Source organism: Panacibacter ginsenosidivorans, from assembly GCF_007971225.1.
GTDB lineage: Bacteria > Bacteroidota > Bacteroidia > Chitinophagales > Chitinophagaceae > Panacibacter > Panacibacter ginsenosidivorans.
In genome coordinates, this window is the sequence record NZ_CP042435.1 from 2,450,070 (window position 1) to 2,473,766 (window position 23,697).

The following is a 23,697-nucleotide window of genomic DNA, read 5'->3' on the forward strand; positions in this document are numbered from 1 at the left end:
CGCTGCATGAAGAACCTTTTATCAGGTATATTTTTTATATTTTTTATTGTCTGCAACATCACCAATATTCATGCACAACCTAAATATGAATTCAGAGCCGCATGGATAGCAACCGTGAATAATATTGACTGGCCCTCTAAAAAAGGCCTCCCTGTATTAATACAAAAGCTTGAATTTTTACAACTGCTCGATGGACTGCAGCGTTTAGGTATCAACGCAGTCATAGTGCAGATACGTCCTGCCACAGACGCTTTTTATCCTTCCAGTTTTGAACCCTGGAGCGAATTTCTAAGTGGCGTACAGGGCCTTGCCCCTTCTCCTTTTTATGATCCGCTGGAGTTCATGATAGATGAAGCCCATAAACGCAATATGGAATTCCATGCATGGTTAAATCCTTATCGTGCGGTATTCGACATTAATAGTTCTTCCATTTCATCCAAACATGTAACACGTATACATAAAGACTGGTTTATTACTTATGGCAATAAGAAATATTTTAATCCCGGCCTGCCTGATGTGATGAAATATGTAAACAATATCGTAAAAGATATTCTTACACGTTACGATGTTGATGCCATACACATGGATGATTATTTCTATCCCTATCGCATTAATGGTAAAGAATTTCCAGATGAGCAGGCTTATCGGAAATATGGAAATGACTTATCAAAAGATGACTGGCGCAGAAGCAACTGCGACAGCATTATAAAACTGATCCACGAAACCATACTCGATACCAAACCAATGGTTAAGTTTGGTATCAGTCCTTTTGGAGTATGGCGTAACAATGATAAAGATGTTGAAGGCAGTGCCACACAGGCAGGCCAAACAAACTATGATGACCTTTACGCAGATATTTTATTATGGTTAAAAGAAGGCTGGATAGACTATGTTGCCCCGCAATTGTATTGGGAGATCGGTCATCCACTCTGCGACTACAATGTGTTGCTCAACTGGTGGGCAAATCACAGTTATGGCAAACATGTTTATATTGGGCATGGCATATATCGGGTTTTTGAAAAACCAACACCGCCCTGGCGTAATTCCAATGAGCTTCCCAATCAAATAAAAGCCTTGCGTGGTTATGAAACTATACAGGGCAGCATATATTTCAGCACTAAGAATTTGCTGGCAAATCCAAATGGCTGGGCAGATACTCTGCGCAATAATTATTACAATACGCCTGCGCTTATACCACCTATGCCATGGATTGATAACATTGCTCCGGAACCACCAGTAATTGCAAATTATACAGAAGATAAAAAAAACGGCAGCAATTTTATCATAAATGCAAAGGCCGGCGATACTAACGAATCAGAGAAAGTAAAGGAATACGTGTTTTATATTTCCGATGAATTTGCTACACTGGGCAATACACCTTTCATGCTCATCAACGCTGTTTCAAAAGAACCTGTATTCAATCTTGATGCTGCACAAATTCCAATGCAATGGAAAAACTGTTACATTGCAATAAGCAGTGTAGATAAGGAAAACAATGAAAGCAAACTCAGTAATCCGGTGCAGTTAATAAAAACAAACAAAGGCTGGGCTATTCCAAAATAAAAAATACAAAGAAGTTTTTTTGTACTTAGCTGCTACGCAATAATGAAGCTTTTGTTGCGTCGCACTCTTCAGCTTGTGAAACATAACTGAGCAGCTAAAAAACTGTATCTCAAATAGAAAATACCCTATTAAAATTTCTTGCTCATTGTTTGTTGCTTTGTTACATCTTTGATGAAAATAAGTGGTGACTATGACGGACAAACTAAAAGCATGGTTATACAAGACAGTTGGCTTAACACGTTACCTACAGCTATTGCAAACTTTTTTTATCAATGCTTACAAAAGCGGCGCACTAAAATGGAATGAAAAATATAAGTGGCACTATTTTGTAAAACAGCTCGTAACACCAACAGATACAATTATAGACATTGGCGCTAACCTTGGATACTTCAGTTATGTTTTCAGTAAGATCATTAATGAAAATGGCAGCCTCTACAGTATAGAGCCTGTAAAACCTTACCGCGAATTACTGGAAAAGTTATTGCCCCAAAAACCAAATATTACTATCTATCCTTTTGCATTAGGCAACAGTAACGAAGGTCCGGTAAAATTGGGAATGCCTCCCTTTTTGCAAAAGCTGCAGTATTTAAGACATGGCACAGTTACTATTCTTAAAGACGAAAATATTAGTGTAAACCAGTTAATTTTTGAAAGTGATATCCGCAAAGGCAGCGAAGTATTTGCAGGTCTTCAAAAACTCGATTACATAAAATGTGATATTGAAGGGTATGAAACAGTTGTCTTTCCGGAGTTAAAACCAATACTGGAAAAACATACACCGCTGGTGCAATTAGAAACCTGGGGCGAACAGCTACCTGTAATGCTTAACTTTTTTAAAGCGCTTGGTTATACTGCATTCAATCTTCAAAAGAATAAGCTGATTCATTGCGATAAACTTTCGATGGAACAAATTGCTTCCTCAGACATTTTATTTGTGCCAGCTGAAAAAATGAAAAAGATAGAAAGATTTATTAGCTGATGATAAATCTATGTAAGCCGCCTCAGCAACAGGAAGTACAAGAGTGCGACGCAACAAAAGACCCATAAAAGTTTATAAAGATGGGTTCCAATAAATATCAGGTTAATTTTTATATCAATTAATATAAAGTGCTTGCGACGCAACAGGCGATGCCATAAAAACTGCAGTTGGTATTATTAAATTTATTTCACTTCCTGCATATCTACCAAACGCTTGTAGATACCGTTTTTTGCCAGCAATTCATCGTGTGTGCCGCGTTCTGCAATCTCACCCTTTTGCAAAACAATTATTTCATTTGCATGACGAACCGTGCTTAAGCGGTGCGCAATAACAATTGAAGTTCTATCCTGCATCAGATTATTGATCGCATCCTGCACCAGCCTTTCACTTTCTGTATCAAGTGAGGAAGTTGCTTCATCAAGAATGAGTATGGGAGGGTTTTTTAGTACGGCTCTTGCAATGGTTAAACGTTGTCTTTCTCCGCCACTAAGCTTGGAGCCACGATCGCCGATATTGGTTTGGTAACTGTCTTCTTTATTTTCAATAAAACTATGTGCATTGGCAATCTTTGCGGCTTTGATGATCTCATGCTCTGATGCATCTTCTTTACCAAGTGCAATATTGTTGGCAATAGTATCATTGAAGAGAATAGGTTCCTGAGTTACGATGCCCATCAATTGCCGGACAGCTTTTAGTGAGTAGTCTTTTATGTTTACACCATCAATCAATAATTCGCCTGCTGTTACGTCATGAAAGCGGGGAACAAGATCTGCGAGTGTTGATTTGCCTGCACCACTACTGCCAACCAATGCTACGGTTTGCCCTTTCTTTATCGTTAGATTGATATTCTTCAAGATGCTAAAATCTTCATAAGAGAAACAAACATTCCTGAATTCAATCGATTCATTAAATGCAGTTATTTTTTTGCCGTTTGTATTATCATCAACTGTAACGGGTGCATTCAATACTTCATCTATCCGCTTCATTGCTGAACTTCCTTTCTGCACATTAGAAAAAGAAGTTGATAAAGATTTAGCCGGGTTAATGATATTATAAAACATAGCCAGGTAAGTGAGAAAAGCGGATGGTGCAAGATTAATATCCTGTCCCAAAACAAGCCTGCCACCGAAATACAAAATGCCGCAAAACATGGTTACACCAAGAAATTCAGACATGGGTGAAGCCATATCTCTCCTGTAGCTGATATGATTTCTTGCAGCCAGCAGATCATTGTTAACTGCAAAAAATTTACCTCTTAAAATATTTTCAACATTGAAAGCTTTTATTACACGCAAGCCACCCAATGTTTCATCCAGTATAGAAACAGATTCACCGGATTTTTCTGCCACCTGTAATGATTGTTTTTTTAAAGAACGCGTAATTCTGCCGATAATAAAACCCATCACAGGAATAAAGATCAAAACAAATATGGTTAGCTGCGGACTAAGTACAAGCAATACACCCAGGTAGGCAAGTATCTGTAACGGGTAAGTGATCCATCCTTCCAACACACCTACTACAGAAGATTCTACTTCTGCAAGATCATTGGTGGTTCTGCTCATCAAGTCGCCCTTTCTTTTTTCTGTAAAATATCCAATCGGTAATCTTAATATCTTATCATAGATCTCCTGCCGCAATGCATTAACGATCGTGTTCTTGATAGGATTGAGAATATAAAAAGAGAGATAAATAAAAAGGTTCTTAAAAAAAGTAGCAGCAAATATTATAATGCAGATAATAAGCAATGCATTTATTTTTCCCTGTACACCACCAGACTGAATGATATTTACCATTCCGTCATTGATCCATTGCACGATGGGGCTTTGTGAAGATTTTGCAAGTGCAGCTACGCCCTGGTCGCCCAAAAAGATCAGGTTCATAAAAGGCATGAGCATTGCAAAAGAGATCACTGAAAAAACTATTGAAAGTAAAATGCAGATAAAATAAAGTAAGATGTTCGGTTTATATGCTTTGAGATAATCTAATATCCTTCCGTATTTCTTCATTGTTAATATAATCGCTTAAAAGCCGCAAAGTAACTAATTTTGCCACGATTAATACGTTAATACAATGACAGAAGGAAAACGACAGCGCCAGGTAGCTGGTGTAATACAGGAAGAGATGAATGATATTTTCAGACGGCTGGGATTGAATATGATCAACGGTGGAATGGTTTCCATATCCAGTGTAAAAGTTACACCAGACCTGCTGGAAGCACGTATCTATTTAAGCCTTTTCAAAATCGAAGACCAGGAAGCCGCGATGAAAAAAATTGAAGCAAAGGCATGGGAAATAAAAAAGGAACTTTCAGAAAGAGTAAAACATCAGTTGCGCCGCATACCTGTTTTGCATTATTTTAAAGACGATACACTTGACCAGGTTTTTAAAATGGAAGAGATCTTTAAACAGATCAACGAAGAAAAAAACACACAAGATTCAACCGAATAATTTTCAACATCCTCTATCTTAGGCCGGTAATTTTTATGGCATGCTAAAAACCATTTGGCGCTGGACGAAACGCATTTTTATTATAGGCTTTATTTCATCATTTATTTATCTGCTTATCTGCAAATGGGCAATGCCACCAATTACACTAACACAATTGGGAGCTCTGTTTGAAGGCGATGGTTTAAAACGTGATTATGTTAGCTGGGAAGAAATTTCTCCCAACGTAAAACTTGCAGCCATGGCAAGTGAAGACCAGTTGTTTCCTGATCACAATGGTTTTGACTGGAACGCATTGAAGAAAAGTTTTGCAACAGATCCGCGGAAAAAAAATAAAATAGCAGGTACCGGTGCAAGCACCATCAGCCAGCAAACAGCTAAAAATGTTTTTTTGTGGCAAGGCGAAGGCTTTATGAAATATGTGCGCAAAGCACCCGAGTTTTATTTTACACAACTCACCGAATGGATCTGGGGTAAGCAACGTATTCTTGAAGTTTATCTCAACACTATTGAAATGGGCAAAGGCATCTTTGGCATAGAAGCCGCTTCACAGGCCTATTTCAAAAAGCCCGCTAAAAATCTTACCCGCAGCGAAGCCGCACAGATCATTGCCTGTTTGCCCAATCCAAAAGTTTATACCGTAAAACCACAAAGTCGTTTTGTTTCGTGGAAATACAAATGGATCTTGAGGCAGATGAATAATATCCAGGACGATCCGGATATACAGGCATTGATGAAGTAGATGCCCCCAACCCCTGAAGGGGAATAAGAAAAATATTTTTGTGCCAAACTGCTGTACTGCTATTAAACTTCTGTTGCGTCGCACTCTTGTACAGCATCAAGATTATTCAGCTTTCATTGTAGCGGAGTTGCGGTGCGTGACACACGCACCACGGCTGAGGAGAACTTTGTGTCATTTAATAAAAATTTCTTTTTCTTTTTTTGTTTTCCAACTATCCCCATAATTTAAGTTTTTATCTTTTGTCAACTTATATGGATAATAGAATGTGTAAGCGTCCTCTTCATCTTTGCTTTCAACAATTACTGCAATTGCATCAGTTTTTTGATTTGTGTCAGGGTCAATTACTTTAACGTCATAGAAAATTGCAATTGCTTTGTAATCGCCTCTTTCTACGCCTTGCTTTAGTCCTGCTTTTAAATCTTTAATAACTGTATTTGATTCTGGATTTTCATCTCCGTCATAAGTTCCCACAAAAGCAACGCTGTCTTTATTATCTACCGCTGACGATAACGGATAAAATTCTCCAGGCTTTGTTAATAGATCTTCAACAAAAGGAAAGGTTGCGTCAAGAATTTCCATTATATAGTTCATCGTATAATCTTTTGATAGCGTTTTTTCGTTTGATTTTTTGCATGGAGAGAACAAAAAAGAAATGATGATATTGTAAAGTTTTCGTGAATTTCCTTTCGCCGTGGTGTGTGTGACACGCACCACAATTGTGCTTAGATAAAAGCCGCTTCTTCTTCCAAACGTACAAGTGAGTGACACAACAGGCGATGCCATGAAGAACAAAAGCTGATAAGCAAAATCCTACTTCATATCAAAAAACTTTTCTGCATCAAGCCAGGTATTCATTCGTTCATATTTTGTCTCATGCATATTGTGTGTAGCCGTAAACATGATGGCTCTTCCATTAAATACAGACAAATTAAAATCATGATCATCTATCAGTACATCGCCTTTCAATACACTTTTATCTCCGCATAGAATTCTTCTTTTCCAGTGTATGAAAGGGAAATGTTTATCAAGCCATTCATATTTATCCTGCAATGAGTATTCAAACTCCATAGCAGCGGAAGCGACATACACATCAAAGCGGTCATTCAGTTCTTTAATCATTTCCTGGCTGTGCGGTATCAATGGCAGGTCTTTGAAGAATCCTTTTTGGTGCGGGTATTGCTTTACAACCTGCCTGTGCTCTTCGGGAACAATTGCATGCAACTTTGTGCCATAAAGATCTTCTTTAGTGTAACGGATACCAAAATCACGTTCGTACCATTCTAAAAAGCGTTCAATGGCGTCGGCCATTACTTCATCCATATCTATCAGTATTCTCATAATATTAATTAAGCAGCGAAAGTAAAAAATATGGTGCACTTAATCATGCAGTATGCATATGATCATTGGTGTGTGTGACAAATGTCATATTCCAGCTTACACAGACTTGCTACTTTTATGTTTCAAATAAATTCATTGTTATGAAAAGGAATGTTGGCAATAGCGACAGACTAATAAGATTTATACTGGCAGCATTATTTGCAGTACTTTGTTTTACCGGTACTGTAACAGGCGTAGCAGGTGTTGCACTACTTGTACTTGGAGGCATTTTCCTGCTTACCTCTCTTATAGGTTTTTGTCCTTTATATACACTGGCGGGTATCAATACCTGCAAGGCTAAGAAGGTTAATTAATGGTGTTATTTCAAACTGGAATATACAAGGTTTTGAAATTTAGACGCAAGATCGCCATGAGTGTTAGGTGTATGTTGTGTCATTATAAGGCAAACAAGTTTTGCTTTTGGGTCTGCCCAATAAGTAGTGCCATAATAACCGCCCCATGCAAAGGATCCCTCATTGCGCGAACCTTTTGCAGCGCCTTTTGCTGTAACGAGCTCGAAGCCGAGGCCAAAGTTACTATCGCCGAATAACCCTGGTTCCAGTTGGTCGCTCAGCATCAATTCAACAGTGCGTGGCGCTAACAATTGGCTGCCATTATATTTTCCTTTGTTAAGCAACATTTGCAAAAAGATGGCATAGTCATATGCTGTAGAAGAAAGACCCGCACCACCACTAAAATAATGTTTATTCATAATTGGGTAGTCAGGATCTATATTACGAAAAGTGTGGCTCCATTTGATGATCTGGTGATTGTCATCTTCTGTATATACTGTAGCAAGCCTGCCTGCTTTTGAAGCAGGCAAATTGAAATAAGTATCGTTCATGCCAAGCGGCTCAAAAATTCTTTTACGAAAATAATCTTCGAGGTTCATGTCGCTGATCACTTCAGTTAAACAACCCAGCAAATCAGTATTTAAACCATATTGCCATTTTTCGCCAGGTTGAAATTTTAACGGCTGTTTGCCAAGTATTTTCATTTTATCCAGCAGGCTCGCATCAAAATATCCAAGTCCGGAAGGAACACCTGCTTTTGCATAAATGGCTTTCATGTCATCGCTGCCAATATCGCCATAATCAATACCTGATGTATGTGTGAGCAGGTCACGAAAAGTGATCTCTCTTTTTGCAGGAACAGTTGTATAAGTTGTATCTGCAGCATTATACTTATCTAATACAACAGGATGTTTGAATTCGGGAATAAAATCCGAAATAGGTTCGTCCAGCAAAAACTTCCCTTCTTCATACAGCATCATAATACCAACACTGGTGATGGCTTTTGTCTGGCTCATAATGCGGAATATGGCATCGTTTGGCATTGGCTTTTTTGTATCTGCATCAAGGTATCCGTAGCCTTTATATTGCACCAGTTGATTGTCTTTTACGATAATTGTAACCACACCTTTTACCCAATCATTTTTTACATAACTATTTACCAGGCTGTCAATACGTGCTAATCTGGTATAATCTACTGTGACATTTTGTTTACCGCTTTTATCAATAACCTGTGCAAAGCCAGCAACAGAGAAAGTAAAAAATAATGCAATGAGTAAAAGATATTTTTTCATACAACAATTTTATTGGTGAAAGATAATACAAAAACTCATTGACCTCATCCCAAACCCCTCGTCAAAAAGAGAGGCTTTAAAATCCATTGCAGGATAAGATTTGTGCTGGCTGTTTAAAATACTGCGTCTTGCTGCGAATAAAAATCCACTACATTTACGCCCACTTTTATTTTACAAACATCACTATTATTTTATGCGATTAGTTTCTTATCTCAAAGATGGCCACGACCAGCTTGCTTTCCTGGTAAACAATAAAGTATACGATGCAGACATGGTACATCCTGAGCTGCCTTCGTCTATGAGTATGTTGCTGAATTACTGGGACGATAGTTTTGCCACAGCACAGGCTGTTGACAAAGCTATACATGACGGCCGGTTTTCACAACATGCCATTCCTGTTGATGAAGTTGAATTGCTGTCACCTGTTCCGTTTCCTTCCAGTTGCAGGGATGGGTATGCATTTCGCCAGCATGTGGAATCTGCAAGACGAAACCGTGGCGCACAAATGATTCCGGAGTTCGATCAGTACCCCATTTTTTATTTTACCAATCATCATAGTGTGCAGGGGCCCGGCGAAGTAAAATGTATGCCCGATCATTTTGAGAAACTTGATTTTGAATTAGAAGTTGCTATTGTTATCAGCAAGATGGGCAGGAATATAAAAGCTGCAGAAGCCGACGAATATATTGCAGGTTTGATGATCATGAATGACATAAGTGCAAGACGGTTACAAATGGAAGAAATGTTGCTGAATCTCGGCCCTGCGAAAGGAAAAGATTTTGCAACGGCGGTTGGTCCATGTCTTGTAACGCTTGATGAGCTTGAACCATTTGAAACTGCTCCAAAAGAAAATCATACCGGCAAAAACTGGAATCTTATCATGAAATGTTTTGTAAATGGTGTGCAGGTTAGTGAAGGTAATGTTGCTGATATGGATTGGACCTTTGCAGAGATCATTGAACGTTGCTCATATGGTGTTACGTTATATCCGGGCGATATTATTGGCAGCGGCACTGTTGGTACTGGTTGCTTTTTGGAATTGAATGGCACCGGCAAACGCAACGATCCTAATTACGAGGAACAATGGCTGCAGGAAGGCGATGTAGTGGAAATGGAAATTGATGGTTTGGGAAAACTGAGTAACACGATTGTAAAGGAAGACGATGATTTTTCTATACTGGCGTTGAAGAAAAATATTTAGTTACCAACTTTTGTAATACTCATCAACGCCTGTTGTGTCACTCACTTGTACGTTCTGAATTTTACTGAGCATGCTTACACTCGAATTAAATAATTTAAAAACAGTAGAAAAACAAAACTGGCTGCAGCATGCCATTGCACCAAGACCTATTGCATTTGCAAGTACTATTGATAAAGCAGGTAATGTAAACCTTAGCCCGTTTAGTTTCTTCAATATGTTTTCTTCTAGTCCACCAATAATTATTTTTTCACCTGCAAGAAGAGTAAGAGATAATACCACCAAACACACCTTACAAAACATAGAAGAAGTACCTGAAGTTGTCATCAATATTTGTGATTATGATATGGTGCAGCAAATAAGTCTTGCCAGTTGCGAATTTCCAAAAGGCGTTGATGAATTTATAAAAACCGGCTTTACAAAACAAGCTGCGTTGCATGTAAAACCACCTATGGTAAAAGAAGCCAAAGTAAAACTTGAATGTAAAGTGCTTGAAATAAAACCGCTGGGAAATGAAGGCGGTGCAGGTAACCTTGTAATTGCAGAAGTTATCTGCATGCATGTAGAAGAAAGCATACTTAACGAAGATCATTCAATGATTGATCAGCTTAAGTTTCACCAGGTAGCAAGATTAGGCGGTAACTGGTACAGTGTGGTGAATGAACATAATTTATTCCAGGTACCAAAACCAAATGTGCAGTTAGGCATTGGTGTAGATGCATTACCTGAAAGCATTCGTAACAGCAACATTCTTACCGGCAATAATATCGGCATGCTGGCCAATGTACATGAACTGCCTCTAATTGATGCTGCGTTTGAAGACGATAAGCTCAAAAATATTTTTCAATACTATTCTCTTATGCCTGATGAAATGGAAAAGGAACTGCATATGTATGCTAAAGAATTATTAGATGCCGGCAGAGTTCGGGAAGCATGGCAAGTGTTGCTTTCGGGAACAATTTTGTAGAGCATTAATGATGCATTAAGTTATGCAGTATAAGAGTGCGACGCAACAGGCGATGCTATAAAAAAATTATGGCCGGGTACAAAAAATATTTACCGCTTATTTTTATGTGCAATAAGTTTTTGTTTTACTTCATTAAAAAATTTATACCGCTGGCTTTCATTTTGTGAACTGATAAGTGTAGAACGGCGGATGAGATTCTGCATCATTTCATAAGTATCATTGCAAAATAGCTCATTACTCGTTTGCATATAATTCAACACATCATAGTTTAGGTACACGACCGGCCTGTTATCGACCTTTACAAAAATTGTATTGTCTGCAAGTATTACCCTGTTATAATATAACTGGAAATTATTTTTTTTAAGCTCCGGGTTTTCATGTGGCAAAAATTTTGATCCGGCCTCGGCCTGCCTGCATAAATGATCCAGCGTTTCAATTACCGACTCATATAATACATCAATATCTTCAGCGGAGCGAAAGAACCCTACCTCTCTATAATATTCTATTTGAAAAAGAATACTGTTGATACATTCTGTATTCCATAGTTCAATAGATGAATAGCGGTTGTAAAGTCTTGTAATGTTATGCCCCATTTTTTCTATATGCTTTGGAAGGCAATCAAAAGAGAATTGTTTGTTCCTGTAATCAGGATGCTGAATGATAGATTTCATCCAGAAGAAATAACGGAATGCGAAGAATGGCTGAAAATAAAAAGTCTGAAAAAGATGGATGTCTTTGGTAAGATAGATGATCTCGTGATTGTCAAAATGCTGGATAGCCGTCAATTGTTCTTCAAGGCCTTTGAGAAAATTTTCAAAAGTATTTTCTCCGGTAATGCGGCTGTTCTGAAATAAGACAGAGTTATTATTAAAATGCAGTAACTGGTCTATGGAAAGATTAAAATGCTCTGCCAGTATTTTGGTTTCATCAAGCGTTAGAGCTGTTTCGCAACGAATGCGCCTGTAAGCGCTATCGTTACTTACAGAAAGCAAAGAGGCTATGCTGTCTGCCAATGATGCATTTGCAGGTAATATTTCACGGACATGGGCAAAAAGGTATTGCTGGGCAGGAAGACTTTGCATAAGCGGGGTTTCTAGATATCTTTAAAAGGAACGGTTTAAATATTAAAACATGCTTTTACAATTTATTGTAAAAAATCGTAATAAACAAATGCCTGCTTAGAAAAGATGCTGTTTTATAATTCTGAATCTGTTGTGGATTATTTTATTTGTACAAAACGCGTATCAGCTCATTGCTATAAGCGATATTCAATTATGCTCTCATGAAATAGTAGCATAGTTTTAAGGACAAAATAATTCCCTTATGAGAAAAACATACCTGTTGCGGGTAGCATACTTCTGCTTCTTTGCAGCCACACTTACTTTTATCACTTCCTGCCAGAGTTTTTACAAAGTTTCCAAAACACCTGTTGCCACAGCCCATACAGATAGTTTAGTTACTGCAAATCCGCAGCGTTATTTTGTTTTGCGCTCAGGCACTTCTCCCGGCAAAGCATACCATATGAGCAATATGGTAGTAAGCCCGGATAAAAGGTCAATTACATGTATGCTGGACAGCCTTGAGCCGGAACATCAGTTACACCTCAAAAATGGCAGAGGTGGCAATATGCGTTACAAAATAAATAAGCCGGAAAAGGCAGTATTAGATGAGATACACCTGTATATAGCAAATGACGATGCTATTGTTGCAGGCAGCAACTACACACTTGCATTAGATAAAGTGCAAAAAATTGAAGTGCTCGAAAAGAATAAAGGTAAAACTACTACAAGCTGGGTCTTGGGTAGTATTGGATATACTGTAGGCGCAATAGTAGTAGTAGCGGTTATTATTGCGGCCACTAAAAGCTCATGCCCGTTTGTAAGTGCATACGATGGTAATGAAATGTCATTACAGGGAGAGATATATGGAGGAGCCATTTACCCCCAACTGTGCAGGAATGATTTTATAAAACTAAAGATGGCGCCTGCAAAAACTAATACACTTCAATTGCAAATAAGCAATGAATTAAAAGAAAAACAATTCACAGACCTGGCAGAACTAATGGTTGTTACACACGATAAAGATGTTACTGTTATGACTGATGAACAAGGAAACCTCTACAGCATTTCAAACCCTCAAATACCGGTTGCAGCAACAGCTTCAGGGCGTGATGTACTTCCTTTATTGCTCTATCAAAAGGATGATCAAACTTATAATTTTAATGATACGGCATTGAATAATGGCAGCAATAACTTACAGCTTACGTTTACCAAACCATCATCAGCAGCAAATGCAAAATTGGTGCTGAGGCTAAAAAATTCTTACTGGCTTGATCTTGCATATGGAAAAATGACGGAAGGTTTTGGTTCTTATTATCCCAGTTTTATAAAGCAGCAATACAAGAAACCTGTAGAAGATCTTAAACGGTGGACAAATGCACAACAGATACCACTTTCCATTTCAGTGCAAACGCCACAAGGCTGGCAAAAACAGCAACAGCTTACAACATTTGGCCCCGTAGCTACAAGGGAAATAGTTGTCCCCATCGATCTTACCGGTATAAACAGTAAAACTGTAACACTTGAATTAAGTAGCGGTTTTATGTTTTGGGAAATTGACTATGCTGCCGTTGATTTTTCAGCAGAGACACCTTTACTGGTTACCAGATTATTGCCCATAAAAGCAACAGATGAAACCGGCAGTAATGTAATGCCTGCGCTTGAAAAAGAAGACAATGCTTTTCTTGAACAACCCGTGCCGGGTAACGCAGCTATCATTGAATATGCTTACACGCCGTTAAAAGATACTGCTAAAACACAAACATTTATTCTACATGCAAAAGGTTATTACGAGCATGTGCGTGATTATAAGAACAAACCGGATATAGCTTTCCTGGAGCAATTCAAAAAACCAGGTGCGCTTTCAACATATAGTTTAAACCTGTACAAAGAAGCAATGCAGGCTGATCTGCAGGCAATGGCAAATAAATAATATGATTATGAGTCCGGCAGCATTGCTACTATAAAGCTTTGGTTGCGTCGCACTCTTCAGCGCCTCGTTTATTTATTGTACACATGGTATCAAAAATATTTTCACCAGAGTAATTTTTATTTATGCAAACATTCTCATTAACTGCAGTGCATCATGAATACAAAAAAGCGCCTATTGTTATAAAAAAAGATGTTGATGCGTCAAATAATGCAAAAGTTAAAGGTATGGAAAGAAGCATTATATGGCTCGCGATAAAACTGCGTATCTTTTTTATTGCCTGCATTACACTAAAAAAACCAGTATTAATATGGAGAACCTACAAAGCTATGCTTGAGCTGAGAAGGAAAACATGGGGCATAGCTATAAACAAAATATACCGTGTGCATGGAAGATATTATTTCAACCTGTACACACCGGGCTGGCCATCTGCAGCATACGATTCATTAATAAAAAATGAATTACTAAGGCATGCAAAACCATTATCAGCAACTGACAAACTCACTTTTATTTTCCTGGCCGTTACAAGAAAATGCCCCATGCGTTGCGAGCATTGTTTCGAATGGGATAACCTGAATAAAAAAGAAACATTTACGCAGCATGAATTAAAAGAGATCGTAGATATTTATCAACAACAAGGTGTGCTGCAGATACACTTCAGTGGTGGTGAACCATTGGTGCGGGTGCATGATCTTATTGAAGTGATAAAGCATGCAAAAAACAAAAGCGAATGCTATGTGGTAACATCCGGTTTTAATCTTACTGCAACCAATGCAGCGCTTTTAAAAGAAGCGGGCTGCAAAGGAATTATCGTAAGCATTGATCATTATATACCTGAATTACACAATGGCTTCCGTAACCATGCTGATATATTTTTCAAAGCTGTAGAAGGTGTGCAGGCATCACTAAAGGCGGGCATGGTAACTGCGCTTAGTGTTTGCGTAACCAAAGCCTTTATCAACGGCGGGCACCTGATCCCATATTTTGAATTTGCTAAAACGCTGGGCGTGCATTTTGTGCAACTACTAGAACCTAAGAATGTTGGCCATTATGCAGATAAAGATGTACTGCTGGAAGAAGAACATGTTCAGCAACTGGAAACATTTTTCAAAATTGTAAATCATGATGCCACTTATAAGGATTATCCTACGGTAATGTATCATGGTTATCATCAGCGCAGGATTGGCTGTTACAGTGGCAGCCGCAGTGTTTATATAGACAGTGCTGGTGATGTACATGCGTGCCCTTTTTGTCATACAGCATCGTACAATATTGCCACCGTACTTAAATCAGCAAAGAAAGAAATACCTGTAAAAGAAAATCTATGCCCCAGGTATGGAAACATTGTGTGATGATATTCAAACAACCGATCACTGATTACTTATGTATTGAAAGAAAAACCAAATTGCCATCTTTTTTAGCATTGCTGAGTAATATTGAAATTGTACAAGTGTGCGACGCAAGGAACGATGCACATAGTTATTAAGTCCGGTTCATAAATATTCTTCTGAACATTGAAATGTGCTTAATAACTTCGGTACATGAAAAGGTTACTATCGCCGTTATTTATTATATGCTCTCTATTTACAAAAGCGCAAACCATAATACCCCGTGTAGTTGATGCAGTAAACAATAAGCCACTTGCTTACGCCATAGTTATTTATGATAACAGGTTGCGGGTAACTTATACAGATATAAATGGCTATTTTACATTAACCACAGATTCACTTAAAAAGAATGATTCTGTTGTTATACAATACCTCGGTTATGTAAACCAGCTTTTACCAGTGGGTGCTTTATCATCTGGTTTTATTGTAAAAATGATAAGGGAAGAGCAATCCTTGCAGCCGGTTTTTGTTTCCAACTGCCCGCGGTACGAATCATTTACGCTCAACAAGAAAAAAGGCCGCATAAAACAATATGTAGGGCCAGGACCTGAGACAAGATTGGTCATCATGTCACGCTACTACAACACTACGGGCCGTAACAGCTATTTAAAAAAACTTAGTCTCTTACTCGATGAAAAATCTCCTAATCTTCAAATACCCATTCGCCTGCATTGGTATGAGTGGAATAATGATCTGCATATGCCGGGTAAAGAACTTACTGATACCAGCATAATTGTTTACCCATATAAATCCGGCTGGAATGATTTTGAATTGCCCGACAAAACAATTGAGTTTCCCAAAGACTGGATCGTGTTTGGGTTTGAATTTATTTACCCGCCCGAATATGCTGAACAATATAAAACTATGCACAGCACTGATGAAAAGCTTAAATGGCTAAATGATCTAAGCCACAGATGGTCGCTGAGCATGCAGTATGTAAACAATGAAGACGAAGGAGCTTTCTATATTTTAAACAATGCAGATATAGCGCAGTACAGTAAAAAATATGAAAGATATTTTATGCGGCCCGCTGCAAAGTTTACTATACTGTTTTGCAAAGAGTAATTTTTTGGCACAGGCTGCAACGCTCCAATAAAACTTTTCTTGCGTCGCACACTTCAACGCATTGTTAATAATTGAGCAGTTTAATACAATTCCAATCTTTAATTAAGTTTGCGTTATGCCAATAACAAAAGCTAATATAGAAGATATATCAGCATTGCTTAAGCTTGTTAACAGTGCCTATCGCGGAGAAGCATCCACCAAGGGCTGGACCACTGAAGCACATCTTTTAAAAGGAGATTTACGAACAGATGAACCAACCCTTTTAAAACAATTCCAAAACAAAAATGCTGTTATTCTGAAATTCACAAATGAGCGGGATGAAATAACCGGTTGTGTTTACCTGGAGCAGAAAGATCATAAAATTTATCTTGGCATGCTTAGTGTTTCGCCGGCCGCACAGTCGCAGGGTATTGGTAAAAAGTTATTACAAGCCGCAGAAGCATTTGCAAATGAGCGACAATGCGAAGCTGTTTATATGACCGTAATTTCTGTGCGTCAAGAATTAATAGCATGGTATAAAAGACATGGCTATGTTAATACCGGTGAAACAAAACCATTCCCTGTTGAAGAACGTTTTGGTGTACCCACACAAGCGCTTGAATTTATAGTACTCGAAAAGATAATTGCCCAGAGGCTAATATTGAACAAGCAATTGTAAAAAATTGCTTTGCTTATCACCTTACCTTTATTGCTAACTATAATCTCACCATTATGATAAAGAACAGGTCTCTTCTAATTGCATTGTTTTGTTTTTCTGCCGGTATGCTTTTTGCCCAGGATGATCATTCTAAACATCCGGACACTTCAGGCCCGGGTTGGGTTGATATGTTTAATACGGATCTTTCGAATGCACTCTTTCCAAAAGGAATATGGACCGTTGCTGATGGTGTTTTTACAGCCAGCGCTGATGAAGCATTGTGGAGCGAAAAAACGTATAACAACTTTATACTCGACCTTGAATTTAAAACAGCAGACGGTACCAATAGTGGCGTAATTGTTCATGCAAGTAATATGGAAGAATGGATACCACATTCAGTTGAAATACAAATTGCTGATGATTACTCTGCAGAGTGGAGTAAAGCTGTACCTACCTGGCAATGCGCAGCAGTGTTTGGCCACCAGGCGGCCAGTAAACGCACTGTAAAACATCCGGGAGAATGGAATCATTATACTATTACCTGTATCGATAGAAAAATATGGATCGTATTAAACGGTGAACTGGTAAATACTTTTGATATGAGCTTATACACTTCTGCAAAGAAAAACCCAGATGGCAGTGATATACCATCCTGGTTAAGTAACCCGCTGGCAGAAATTCCCTTAACCGGGCATATTGGTTTCCAGGGAAAACATGCCGGCGCGCCTATTTATTTCAGAAATATTAAGATCAAAGAATTGAAATAAGATATTCTCTATTTTTATTTCATGCAACATCTATTACTACTGCACGGTGCGTTTGGTGCAAAGGATCAGTTTGAACCACTGACTGAAAAATTAAAGGATGATTTTATTATTCATACGTTGAATTTTAGTGCGCATGGTGGAACACCAATACCAGGAACATCATTATCAATTGAGTTGTATGCTAAAGATGTATTGCATTATATGCTTACGCAAAATATTGAGCAGGCAAATATTTTCGGGTACAGTATGGGCGGCTATGTAGCGATGTATATTGCAAAGCATGCTGCTGATAAAGTAAAGAAGAATGTTACCCTTGCGTCTAAATTTCATTGGGATGAAACTATTGCTGCTAAAGAAGTAAAGATGCTTGACGCTGCTGCAATTGAATTAAAAGTTCCTGCCTTTGCACAGCAACTTGCTGCAAGACATGCACCTTCGGACTGGAAATTATTATTACAAAAAACTGCTGAAATGATGATGAATCTTGGCCGCAACAATACCCTAAGTATTAATGATTATAATTCAATTGCTACTTCATCTTTATTAATGCTTGGAGACAGAGACAAGATGGTTACACTGGAAGAAACGATTGCAGTTTATAAAAATTTACCCAATGCACAATTGAGTGTGTTGCCCAACACATCTCACCCTATTGAACAGGTAGATACTGATATGCTTTCTTATATTATCAGAAATTTTTTGTTGCACTAATTGCATTTGCTGAATACAGATCAAACTGTACAAGTGAGTGACACAACCAAAGTTTAATAGCAGTACAAAAGCTAAGTGTATAAAACAAAAAACCATCACCTTTTAAATGGTGATGGTTTTTTGTTAAGTATTATAAACCTGTTCTATTGCCTGCCACCATTAGGTTCCAGTAATTTAAAGAACTGGTCTAACTGAGGTAAAATAACAATTCTTGTTCTGCGGTTTGCCGCTTTGCCTTCCGGTGTATCGTTGCTGGTAACAGGTAAGTATTCGCTTCTTCCTGCAGCGGCCATACGTGCAGGCGGAATACCATAATCATTCTGCAATACACGTACAACAGATGTTGCTCTCTTTACGCTAAGATCCCAGTTGTCCAGCAGGTAAGCATTCTTTTTATAAGGCACATTATCAGTATGGCCTTCTACCATAAATTCTATATTTGGTTGGTTAAGCAACACCTTGGCTACTTTGCCCAATACAACTTTTGCCTGGTCTGTAAGATCAAAGCTTCCGCTCTTGAAAAGAAGTTTATCAGAGATGTCTATGAATACGACACCTTTGTCAACTTTAATATTAATATCCTGATCATTCAAATCACCAACTGCACCCTTGAGATTCATTACCAGCGCCATGTTCAAAGAATCTTTGCGGGCCATCTCACTTTGAAGATCTTTTATATACATATCTTTTGCGCCAATATTGTCCAGTGATTTTTTGATGCTTTCTGCCTGTGCACCGGATATTACAGAAAGGTCCTGCAATTGTTTAAGCGCTGCATTATTATTTTGTTTCAACAGATCGATCTGTGTGTTCAAAGCATCAATTTCGCCTTTCTTTTTACTGATGTCATTGTTTGCATTATTCAGGTTGCTTTCACAATCACGAAGCTTGCCCTGCATTTCTGCATAAGCGCCATTTAATTGTGTGTATTTTGCTTCAGCTTCTTTAAATTTCTTTGAGCTGACGCAGGAAAACAAAACAACCGGTAACAAGCCAAGCATAATTCCATTTTTAATTCTCATGAGATTCATGTTTTGAAGGTGAACAATTATTGAGTTAATATGCTGTAGGAATTTTGGCAACAAATGTAATTACTAAACTATATAGATTTTTGTAACTTTTGTTAATACATGGCTGTTGTAAACAGTTTGAAAAAATTATGTCATTCAGCTTACTAAAATAAAATTGCTACATTGTAATGCATTAATGACTATGATTCAGCAGTTTGCCGTTTTGTGATCAAGAAAATCAGGTACATAGCTTCAAAAGCATATGGCATCTGTTGTTGCGTCGCACACTTGTACAGTTAAATTTTATGGCAACAATGCAAAATATTTTATAGTATGGTACAAAATATGTTTAAGTGTAGCTCTAAATTTAAGTGAATTGAAAATTTCCATCAAAGAGCGGTCATTGATCGCCTGGATTGCCACCTTGTTTTTAAAACAAAAGAAAGTAGCGATTGTAACCTGCAACATTATTCATCTGTGGAATACAGGCAAAGAAGAATTTCTGGAAAACAAAAAGTGGCTTCAGCATGAACTGGTGCATGTATTGCAATACCGCGAACATGGATGTTTTAAATTTATGGCACTGTATTTATGGGAGTCTTTAAAAAAAGGCTACCATAGAAATAAGTTTGAAGAAGAAGCAAGATTGTACGAAAATGAATCTGCACTTTCTTCTTTGGTGCAGGTCAAATAACCCATTGCACTTCGCCAACATTGAATAGCTGTTCTGTTGCAGATTCGGTAATTAATTGTCCAAAAGCATTTACGCCTTTTACCGTGCAATTAAACACTGCACTGTTTTTTTTTAGGGTAACCACTTGTCCTTTTTTATAAAGCACATCGTTATACGCTGTTATTATTGATTTGCTGCTTTCGTTTAGAAGCCGTTGGTATTGTGTGTGCAGGAAATTACAAACCTCTTTTGCAAGTTCTATGGGTTTGTAATGTTTACCAGTTATTTGTTTTAAAGAAACTGCATTTGTAACATCTTCATTGAACATTACCTGGTTAACATTAATTCCTATTCCGACTACTGCCCACTGCCATTCCTTACCGGTAACAATACTTTCGATAAGTATGCCTCCTGCCTTTCTGTCACGCCAATACAAATCATTAGGCCATTTAACAGCAGTTTCATCTATTACATAACTATTGAAAAAATCATACACTGCAAGTGCTGTCGCCATACTTAATAAAAACTGACTGGAAACCTGCAACTCACTGGTATTGAGTATTACAGACAAAATTATATTTTCTCCTGCCTGTGAATGCCATTGCCTGCCACGCTGCCCTTTTCCGGCCGTTTGTTCATGCGCAAAAATAGCTGCACCATGTTGTGCCAAGCCCTTGTGAACCAGTTGCATGGCATAGTTGTTGGTACTTGCAACTGAATTGAATTCTATCAGCGGATTTCCGATTATATTATTTGTGGATGAGACAGGCAAAAGAATTACTATTTTTGCCCAAATTTAGGTGAGGAGTTTGTAATAAAAGTGTGGGTTATTGTACTTACTACATAAGAAATAACAAATAACATCATACAACCTCTTTTTGCTGATTGAAAACAGAACCATGAAGTGTGCGACGCAACAGAAGTTAGGAATAGCACAAAAGTCTGGTTCAAAAAGCATATAATTATTTATCAAACTTATTGATTATTGGAAACTTTATCTCTTTTGGCCAACCGTAAAAAACCAGGTTTAACGAGGCTTACCAGGAACTCAAAAATTTTCAAATCCATTATCACTGCTATCCAACAGAAGAAGGGAGAACAGATTGTATCGCTCGATCTGAGAAAAATACCGGAAGCGGTGGCAGATTTTTTTGTCATTTGCCAGGCTACCAGCAACACACAGGTAAAAGCAATAGCAGATAATATTGAAGATGTGGTAAAGAAGAATTGTGGTGAAAACCCTTACAAGCATGAAGGCCAGCAAGCTTCTCAATGGATACTGATCGACTACGTAAACATTGTGGTGCACGTAATGCAACCCGAAACAAGAAAATTCTACAAGCTGGAAGAAATGTGGAGCGATGCAGCTTTAACAGAGCATAATGACGGATAATATTTACTTTGCTCCATACAACTTTTCTTCAAAAAAAACATTTATACATTCAGAGAAGCAACAATAAAACATGGCACAGGAAGATAATAAACAAAAGCCCGGGTTTCCAATCAGGGGTAACGATGACAGGGGATCAAAAAAACCCCCGCGTTTCAGTATATATTGGGTTTATGCATTAATAGCTGTTATATTACTGGGATACCAGTTCTTTAATCCTTTCAATACAGTAGACTCCGGAAGCGTTTCACCACTTGCCTTTAAAGATACCATGCTTGCAAAAGGTGATGTTGAAAAGATAGATCTTGTTAAAAACAAAGAGATTGTAAGAATATATATTTACAGTGATAGTCTCAAAAAACCTTATTACCAGGATAAACTTAAAAAAGCTGTTCCTGCAAGTAATACAAGCCCGTTATTCGAGTTTCAGGTTACAGATTGGGAAAGTTTCAACAGCGATCTAAATAATTTTTACAAAGAAAATCCAACCGTAAAGCAGGTTCCAACAAAAACGATTAATGAAGGTGAATGGCTGGGTCCGGTAGCACAAACTATCCTGACCGTATTATTTTTTATCGGCCTTTGGGTATTGCTGATGCGTAAAGTTGGTGGCCCTGCTGGTGGCGGTGGTGCCGGCGGTATATTCAGTATCGGTAAATCAAAAGCGCAGCTGTTTGATAAAGGCACTAAAGTAAACATTACGTTTGCAGATGTTGCCGGTTTGGATGAAGCCAAAGTTGAGGTGATGGAGATCGTTGATTTCCTCAAGAGCCCAAAAAAATATACTGCACTCGGTGGTAAAATTCCAAAAGGCGCATTACTTATTGGTCCTCCGGGTACTGGTAAAACATTGCTTGCAAAGGCTATGGCTGGTGAAGCACAAGTTCCTTTCTTCAGCCTCAGTGGTAGCGATTTCGTAGAGATGTTTGTAGGTGTGGGCGCAAGCCGTGTTCGCGACCTGTTTAAACAGGCGAGAGAAAAAGCACCTTGTATCATATTCATAGATGAGATTGATGCTATTGGCCGTGCACGTGGCCGTAATGCCATCATGAGCAATGACGAACGTGAAAATACATTGAACCAGTTACTGGTAGAAATGGATGGCTTTGCTGGTGATGCAGGCATCATCATTCTTGCGGCTACCAACAGGCCGGATGTATTGGATAGTGCGCTGCTTAGACCGGGGCGTTTTGACAGGCAAATTTCTATCGACAAACCTGATGTAAAAGGCCGTGAAGCGATCTTTAAAGTGCATTTGAAACCAATCAAAATTTCTCAAACACTCGATATTCATAAACTGGCAGAACAAACACCTGGTTTTGCTGGTGCGGACATTGCCAACGTTTGTAATGAAGCTGCATTAATAGCAGCGCGAAAAGGAAAAGATGCTGTTGATATGAGCGATTTCCAGGATGCTATTGACCGTGTGATCGGTGGACTTGAAAAGAAAAATAAGATCATTCTTCCTGAAGAAAAGGAGATCATTGCATACCACGAAGCAGGCCATGCAATATGTGGCTGGTTCCTGGAACATGCTTATCCTTTACTGAAAGTAACTATTGTTCCAAGAGGTACGGCGGCCTTAGGTTATGCGCAGTACACACCAAAAGAGCAATATTTATATAACACAGATCAGCTTATCGATCAGATTTGCATGACGCTCGGTGGCCGTGCAAGCGAAGAGATATTCTTCCATAAGATCTCTACAGGTGCATCGAACGATCTGCAGCAGATAACACGTATGGCATATTCCATGATCACTGTATATGGCATGAACGAGAAAGTAGGTAATGTTAGTTTCTACGATCCTACACAGGAAAATACTTTTACCAAACCATACAGTGAAGAAACGGGTAAACTGATCGATGAAGAAGTAAGAAAATTAATTGACTCGGCATACGAAAGAACAAAAGCATTATTAACTGAACGCAGGGTTGAAGTAGAAAAACTGGCGCAGGAATTATTGAAGAAGGAAGTATTGTTTCAAAGTGACGTAGAAGCATTGATTGGCAAGCGCCCGTTTGAAGAGAAGAAACTACTTGATGTGGACAAGAACGGAACTGAAGAACATCATTCCGGCAAAGGCGCCGTTAGTGAAGGAGTACCGCCTTACGATAGCGGTGTTTCCGTTCCGCCAATGAAAGCAGAAGGGTAAATATTTGTTGGCAAACTGCAGTTCTTTGGACATCGCCGGTTGTGTCACTCACTTGTA

The 23,697-nt window shown here is 38.4% G+C and carries 23 protein-coding genes; 16 read left to right on the forward strand and 7 right to left on the reverse strand.

Features of this window, described 5'->3' with window-relative positions; all coding sequences use genetic code 11:
• Positions 1-6: 6 nt before the first annotated feature.
• Together FRZ67_RS10265 and FRZ67_RS10270 are read left to right on the forward strand one after the other, a co-directional pair.
• Entirely contained in the window at positions 7-1,563 is a 1,557-nt protein-coding gene (locus tag FRZ67_RS10265) for a glycoside hydrolase family 10-like protein (RefSeq protein WP_147189463.1), read from the forward strand.
• A 190-nt stretch (positions 1,564-1,753) separates the two neighbouring features.
• Positions 1,754-2,542 (forward strand): FkbM family methyltransferase, encoded by a 789-nt coding sequence (locus tag FRZ67_RS10270; protein ID WP_147189464.1) that lies wholly within the window; start codon positions 1,754-1,756, stop codon positions 2,540-2,542.
• Between the two features lie 182 nt (positions 2,543-2,724).
• Here the strand turns inward: FRZ67_RS10270 and FRZ67_RS10275 are convergent, their stop codons facing one another.
• Positions 2,725-4,548 carry an ABC transporter ATP-binding protein gene (locus FRZ67_RS10275; protein WP_147189465.1) on the reverse strand — a complete coding sequence of 608 codons (1,824 nt, stop codon included), beginning with the start codon at positions 4,546-4,548 and terminating at the stop codon, positions 2,725-2,727.
• Between the two features lie 64 nt (positions 4,549-4,612).
• Here FRZ67_RS10275 and rbfA point away from each other — a divergent pair, with 64 nt between their 5' ends.
• Positions 4,613-4,990 (forward strand): 30S ribosome-binding factor RbfA, encoded by a 378-nt coding sequence (gene rbfA / locus FRZ67_RS10280; protein WP_147189466.1) that lies wholly within the window; start codon positions 4,613-4,615, stop codon positions 4,988-4,990.
• Positions 4,991-5,030: 40 nt separating this feature from the next.
• Positions 5,031-5,729, forward strand: a complete 699-nt coding sequence (mtgA, locus tag FRZ67_RS10285) for a monofunctional biosynthetic peptidoglycan transglycosylase (RefSeq protein ID WP_147189467.1) — start codon at positions 5,031-5,033, stop codon at positions 5,727-5,729.
• Positions 5,730-5,900: 171 nt separating this feature from the next.
• Here the strand turns inward: mtgA and FRZ67_RS10290 are convergent, their stop codons facing one another.
• Together FRZ67_RS10290 and FRZ67_RS10295 are read right to left on the reverse strand one after the other, a co-directional pair.
• Positions 5,901-6,512, reverse strand: a complete 612-nt coding sequence (locus FRZ67_RS10290) for a hypothetical protein (RefSeq protein ID WP_147189468.1) — start codon at positions 6,510-6,512, stop codon at positions 5,901-5,903.
• A 27-nt stretch (positions 6,513-6,539) separates the two neighbouring features.
• Positions 6,540-7,067 carry a 5' nucleotidase, NT5C type gene (locus FRZ67_RS10295; protein WP_147189469.1) on the reverse strand — a complete coding sequence of 176 codons (528 nt, stop codon included), beginning with the start codon at positions 7,065-7,067 and terminating at the stop codon, positions 6,540-6,542.
• Positions 7,068-7,207: 140 nt separating this feature from the next.
• Between FRZ67_RS10295 and FRZ67_RS10300 the strand changes: the two genes are divergently transcribed.
• A complete protein-coding gene (locus FRZ67_RS10300) occupies positions 7,208-7,420 on the forward strand; it encodes a YgaP family membrane protein (RefSeq protein WP_147189470.1) in 213 nt (70 codons plus the stop codon).
• A gap of 5 nt (positions 7,421-7,425) precedes the next feature.
• Here FRZ67_RS10300 and FRZ67_RS10305 read toward each other — a convergent pair whose 3' ends face one another.
• Entirely contained in the window at positions 7,426-8,691 is a 1,266-nt protein-coding gene (locus FRZ67_RS10305; protein ID WP_147189471.1) for a serine hydrolase domain-containing protein, read from the reverse strand.
• A gap of 193 nt (positions 8,692-8,884) precedes the next feature.
• Between FRZ67_RS10305 and FRZ67_RS10310 the strand changes: the two genes are divergently transcribed.
• Positions 8,885-9,892, forward strand: coding sequence for a fumarylacetoacetate hydrolase family protein (locus FRZ67_RS10310; protein ID WP_147189472.1), 1,008 nt, complete (start codon positions 8,885-8,887; stop codon positions 9,890-9,892).
• Positions 9,893-9,962: 70 nt separating this feature from the next.
• Entirely contained in the window at positions 9,963-10,856 is an 894-nt protein-coding gene (locus FRZ67_RS10315) for a flavin reductase family protein (RefSeq protein WP_147189473.1), read from the forward strand.
• A gap of 89 nt (positions 10,857-10,945) precedes the next feature.
• On the opposite strand, the gene FRZ67_RS10320 is transcribed toward FRZ67_RS10315, so the two are convergent.
• Entirely contained in the window at positions 10,946-11,938 is a 993-nt protein-coding gene (locus FRZ67_RS10320; RefSeq protein WP_147189474.1) for a helix-turn-helix domain-containing protein, read from the reverse strand.
• Between the two features lie 241 nt (positions 11,939-12,179).
• Between FRZ67_RS10320 and FRZ67_RS10325 the strand changes: the two genes are divergently transcribed.
• The 6 genes from FRZ67_RS10325 to FRZ67_RS10350 all read left to right on the forward strand — a co-directional run bounded on the left by FRZ67_RS10325 (position 12,180) and on the right by FRZ67_RS10350 (position 18,412).
• On the forward strand, positions 12,180-13,847 hold the full coding sequence (locus FRZ67_RS10325) for a hypothetical protein (RefSeq protein WP_147189475.1): 1,668 nt from the start codon (positions 12,180-12,182) through the stop codon (positions 13,845-13,847).
• A gap of 122 nt (positions 13,848-13,969) precedes the next feature.
• Entirely contained in the window at positions 13,970-15,196 is a 1,227-nt protein-coding gene (locus FRZ67_RS10330; RefSeq protein WP_147189476.1) for a radical SAM protein, read from the forward strand.
• Between the two features lie 189 nt (positions 15,197-15,385).
• Positions 15,386-16,297 (forward strand): peptidase associated/transthyretin-like domain-containing protein, encoded by a 912-nt coding sequence (locus FRZ67_RS10335; RefSeq protein WP_147189477.1) that lies wholly within the window; start codon positions 15,386-15,388, stop codon positions 16,295-16,297.
• A gap of 115 nt (positions 16,298-16,412) precedes the next feature.
• Positions 16,413-16,955: a GNAT family N-acetyltransferase gene (locus tag FRZ67_RS10340; RefSeq protein ID WP_147189478.1), complete on the forward strand. Its 543-nt coding sequence runs from the start codon at positions 16,413-16,415 to the stop codon at positions 16,953-16,955.
• Positions 16,956-17,008: 53 nt separating this feature from the next.
• Entirely contained in the window at positions 17,009-17,701 is a 693-nt protein-coding gene (locus FRZ67_RS10345; RefSeq protein WP_147189479.1) for a 3-keto-disaccharide hydrolase, read from the forward strand.
• A 21-nt stretch (positions 17,702-17,722) separates the two neighbouring features.
• Positions 17,723-18,412, forward strand: a complete 690-nt coding sequence (locus tag FRZ67_RS10350) for an alpha/beta fold hydrolase (protein WP_147189480.1) — start codon at positions 17,723-17,725, stop codon at positions 18,410-18,412.
• A 143-nt stretch (positions 18,413-18,555) separates the two neighbouring features.
• Here the strand turns inward: FRZ67_RS10350 and FRZ67_RS10355 are convergent, their stop codons facing one another.
• Positions 18,556-19,434, reverse strand: coding sequence for an OmpA/MotB family protein (locus FRZ67_RS10355; protein ID WP_147189481.1), 879 nt, complete (start codon positions 19,432-19,434; stop codon positions 18,556-18,558).
• Between the two features lie 364 nt (positions 19,435-19,798).
• On the opposite strand from FRZ67_RS10355, the gene FRZ67_RS10360 reads away from it, so the two are divergent.
• Complete coding sequence (locus tag FRZ67_RS10360; RefSeq protein ID WP_147189482.1) at positions 19,799-20,116, forward strand: DUF4157 domain-containing protein; 318 nt, start codon at positions 19,799-19,801, stop codon at positions 20,114-20,116.
• On the opposite strand, the gene FRZ67_RS10365 is transcribed toward FRZ67_RS10360, so the two are convergent.
• Positions 20,109-20,867 carry a biotin--[acetyl-CoA-carboxylase] ligase gene (locus FRZ67_RS10365; protein WP_225975571.1) on the reverse strand — a complete coding sequence of 253 codons (759 nt, stop codon included), beginning with the start codon at positions 20,865-20,867 and terminating at the stop codon, positions 20,109-20,111. The genes FRZ67_RS10360 and FRZ67_RS10365 overlap by 8 nt on opposite strands.
• 213 nt (positions 20,868-21,080) lie before the next feature.
• Here FRZ67_RS10365 and rsfS point away from each other — a divergent pair, with 213 nt between their 5' ends.
• The gene (rsfS, locus tag FRZ67_RS10370; RefSeq protein ID WP_147189483.1) at positions 21,081-21,488 is read left to right on the forward strand and encodes a ribosome silencing factor; all 408 of its coding nucleotides are present in this window, start codon (positions 21,081-21,083) and stop codon (positions 21,486-21,488) included.
• A 70-nt stretch (positions 21,489-21,558) separates the two neighbouring features.
• On the forward strand, positions 21,559-23,640 hold the full coding sequence (ftsH, locus tag FRZ67_RS10375; RefSeq protein ID WP_147189484.1) for an ATP-dependent zinc metalloprotease FtsH: 2,082 nt from the start codon (positions 21,559-21,561) through the stop codon (positions 23,638-23,640).
• Positions 23,641-23,697 lie beyond the last annotated feature (57 nt).

Excerpts from the sequence above, each read along its gene's own strand:
- FRZ67_RS10345 (WP_147189479.1), top strand. The coding sequence starts at position 17,009 with ATGATAAAGAACAGGTCTCTTCTAATTGCATTGTTTTGTTTTTCTGCC.
- FRZ67_RS10270 (WP_147189464.1), top strand. The coding sequence starts at position 1,754 with ATGACGGACAAACTAAAAGCATGGTTATACAAGACAGTTGGCTTAACA.
- mtgA (WP_147189467.1), top strand. The coding sequence starts at position 5,031 with ATGCTAAAAACCATTTGGCGCTGGACGAAACGCATTTTTATTATAGGC.
- FRZ67_RS10305 (WP_147189471.1), bottom strand. The coding sequence starts at position 8,691 with ATGAAAAAATATCTTTTACTCATTGCATTATTTTTTACTTTCTCTGTT.
- FRZ67_RS10320 (WP_147189474.1), bottom strand. The coding sequence starts at position 11,938 with ATGCAAAGTCTTCCTGCCCAGCAATACCTTTTTGCCCATGTCCGTGAA.
- FRZ67_RS10330 (WP_147189476.1), top strand. The coding sequence starts at position 13,970 with ATGCAAACATTCTCATTAACTGCAGTGCATCATGAATACAAAAAAGCG.
- FRZ67_RS10340 (WP_147189478.1), top strand. The coding sequence starts at position 16,413 with ATGCCAATAACAAAAGCTAATATAGAAGATATATCAGCATTGCTTAAG.
- FRZ67_RS10265 (WP_147189463.1), top strand. The coding sequence starts at position 7 with ATGAAGAACCTTTTATCAGGTATATTTTTTATATTTTTTATTGTCTGC.
- ftsH (WP_147189484.1), top strand. The coding sequence starts at position 21,559 with ATGGCACAGGAAGATAATAAACAAAAGCCCGGGTTTCCAATCAGGGGT.
- FRZ67_RS10325 (WP_147189475.1), top strand. The coding sequence starts at position 12,180 with ATGAGAAAAACATACCTGTTGCGGGTAGCATACTTCTGCTTCTTTGCA.
- FRZ67_RS10355 (WP_147189481.1), bottom strand. The coding sequence starts at position 19,434 with ATGAGAATTAAAAATGGAATTATGCTTGGCTTGTTACCGGTTGTTTTG.
- FRZ67_RS10335 (WP_147189477.1), top strand. The coding sequence starts at position 15,386 with ATGAAAAGGTTACTATCGCCGTTATTTATTATATGCTCTCTATTTACA.
- FRZ67_RS10310 (WP_147189472.1), top strand. The coding sequence starts at position 8,885 with ATGCGATTAGTTTCTTATCTCAAAGATGGCCACGACCAGCTTGCTTTC.
- FRZ67_RS10350 (WP_147189480.1), top strand. The coding sequence starts at position 17,723 with ATGCAACATCTATTACTACTGCACGGTGCGTTTGGTGCAAAGGATCAG.
- FRZ67_RS10275 (WP_147189465.1), bottom strand. The coding sequence starts at position 4,548 with ATGAAGAAATACGGAAGGATATTAGATTATCTCAAAGCATATAAACCG.
- FRZ67_RS10290 (WP_147189468.1), bottom strand. The coding sequence starts at position 6,512 with ATGGCATCGCCTGTTGTGTCACTCACTTGTACGTTTGGAAGAAGAAGC.
- rbfA (WP_147189466.1), top strand. The coding sequence starts at position 4,613 with ATGACAGAAGGAAAACGACAGCGCCAGGTAGCTGGTGTAATACAGGAA.
- FRZ67_RS10315 (WP_147189473.1), top strand. The coding sequence starts at position 9,963 with ATGCTTACACTCGAATTAAATAATTTAAAAACAGTAGAAAAACAAAAC.
- FRZ67_RS10295 (WP_147189469.1), bottom strand. The coding sequence starts at position 7,067 with ATGAGAATACTGATAGATATGGATGAAGTAATGGCCGACGCCATTGAA.
- FRZ67_RS10300 (WP_147189470.1), top strand. The coding sequence starts at position 7,208 with ATGAAAAGGAATGTTGGCAATAGCGACAGACTAATAAGATTTATACTG.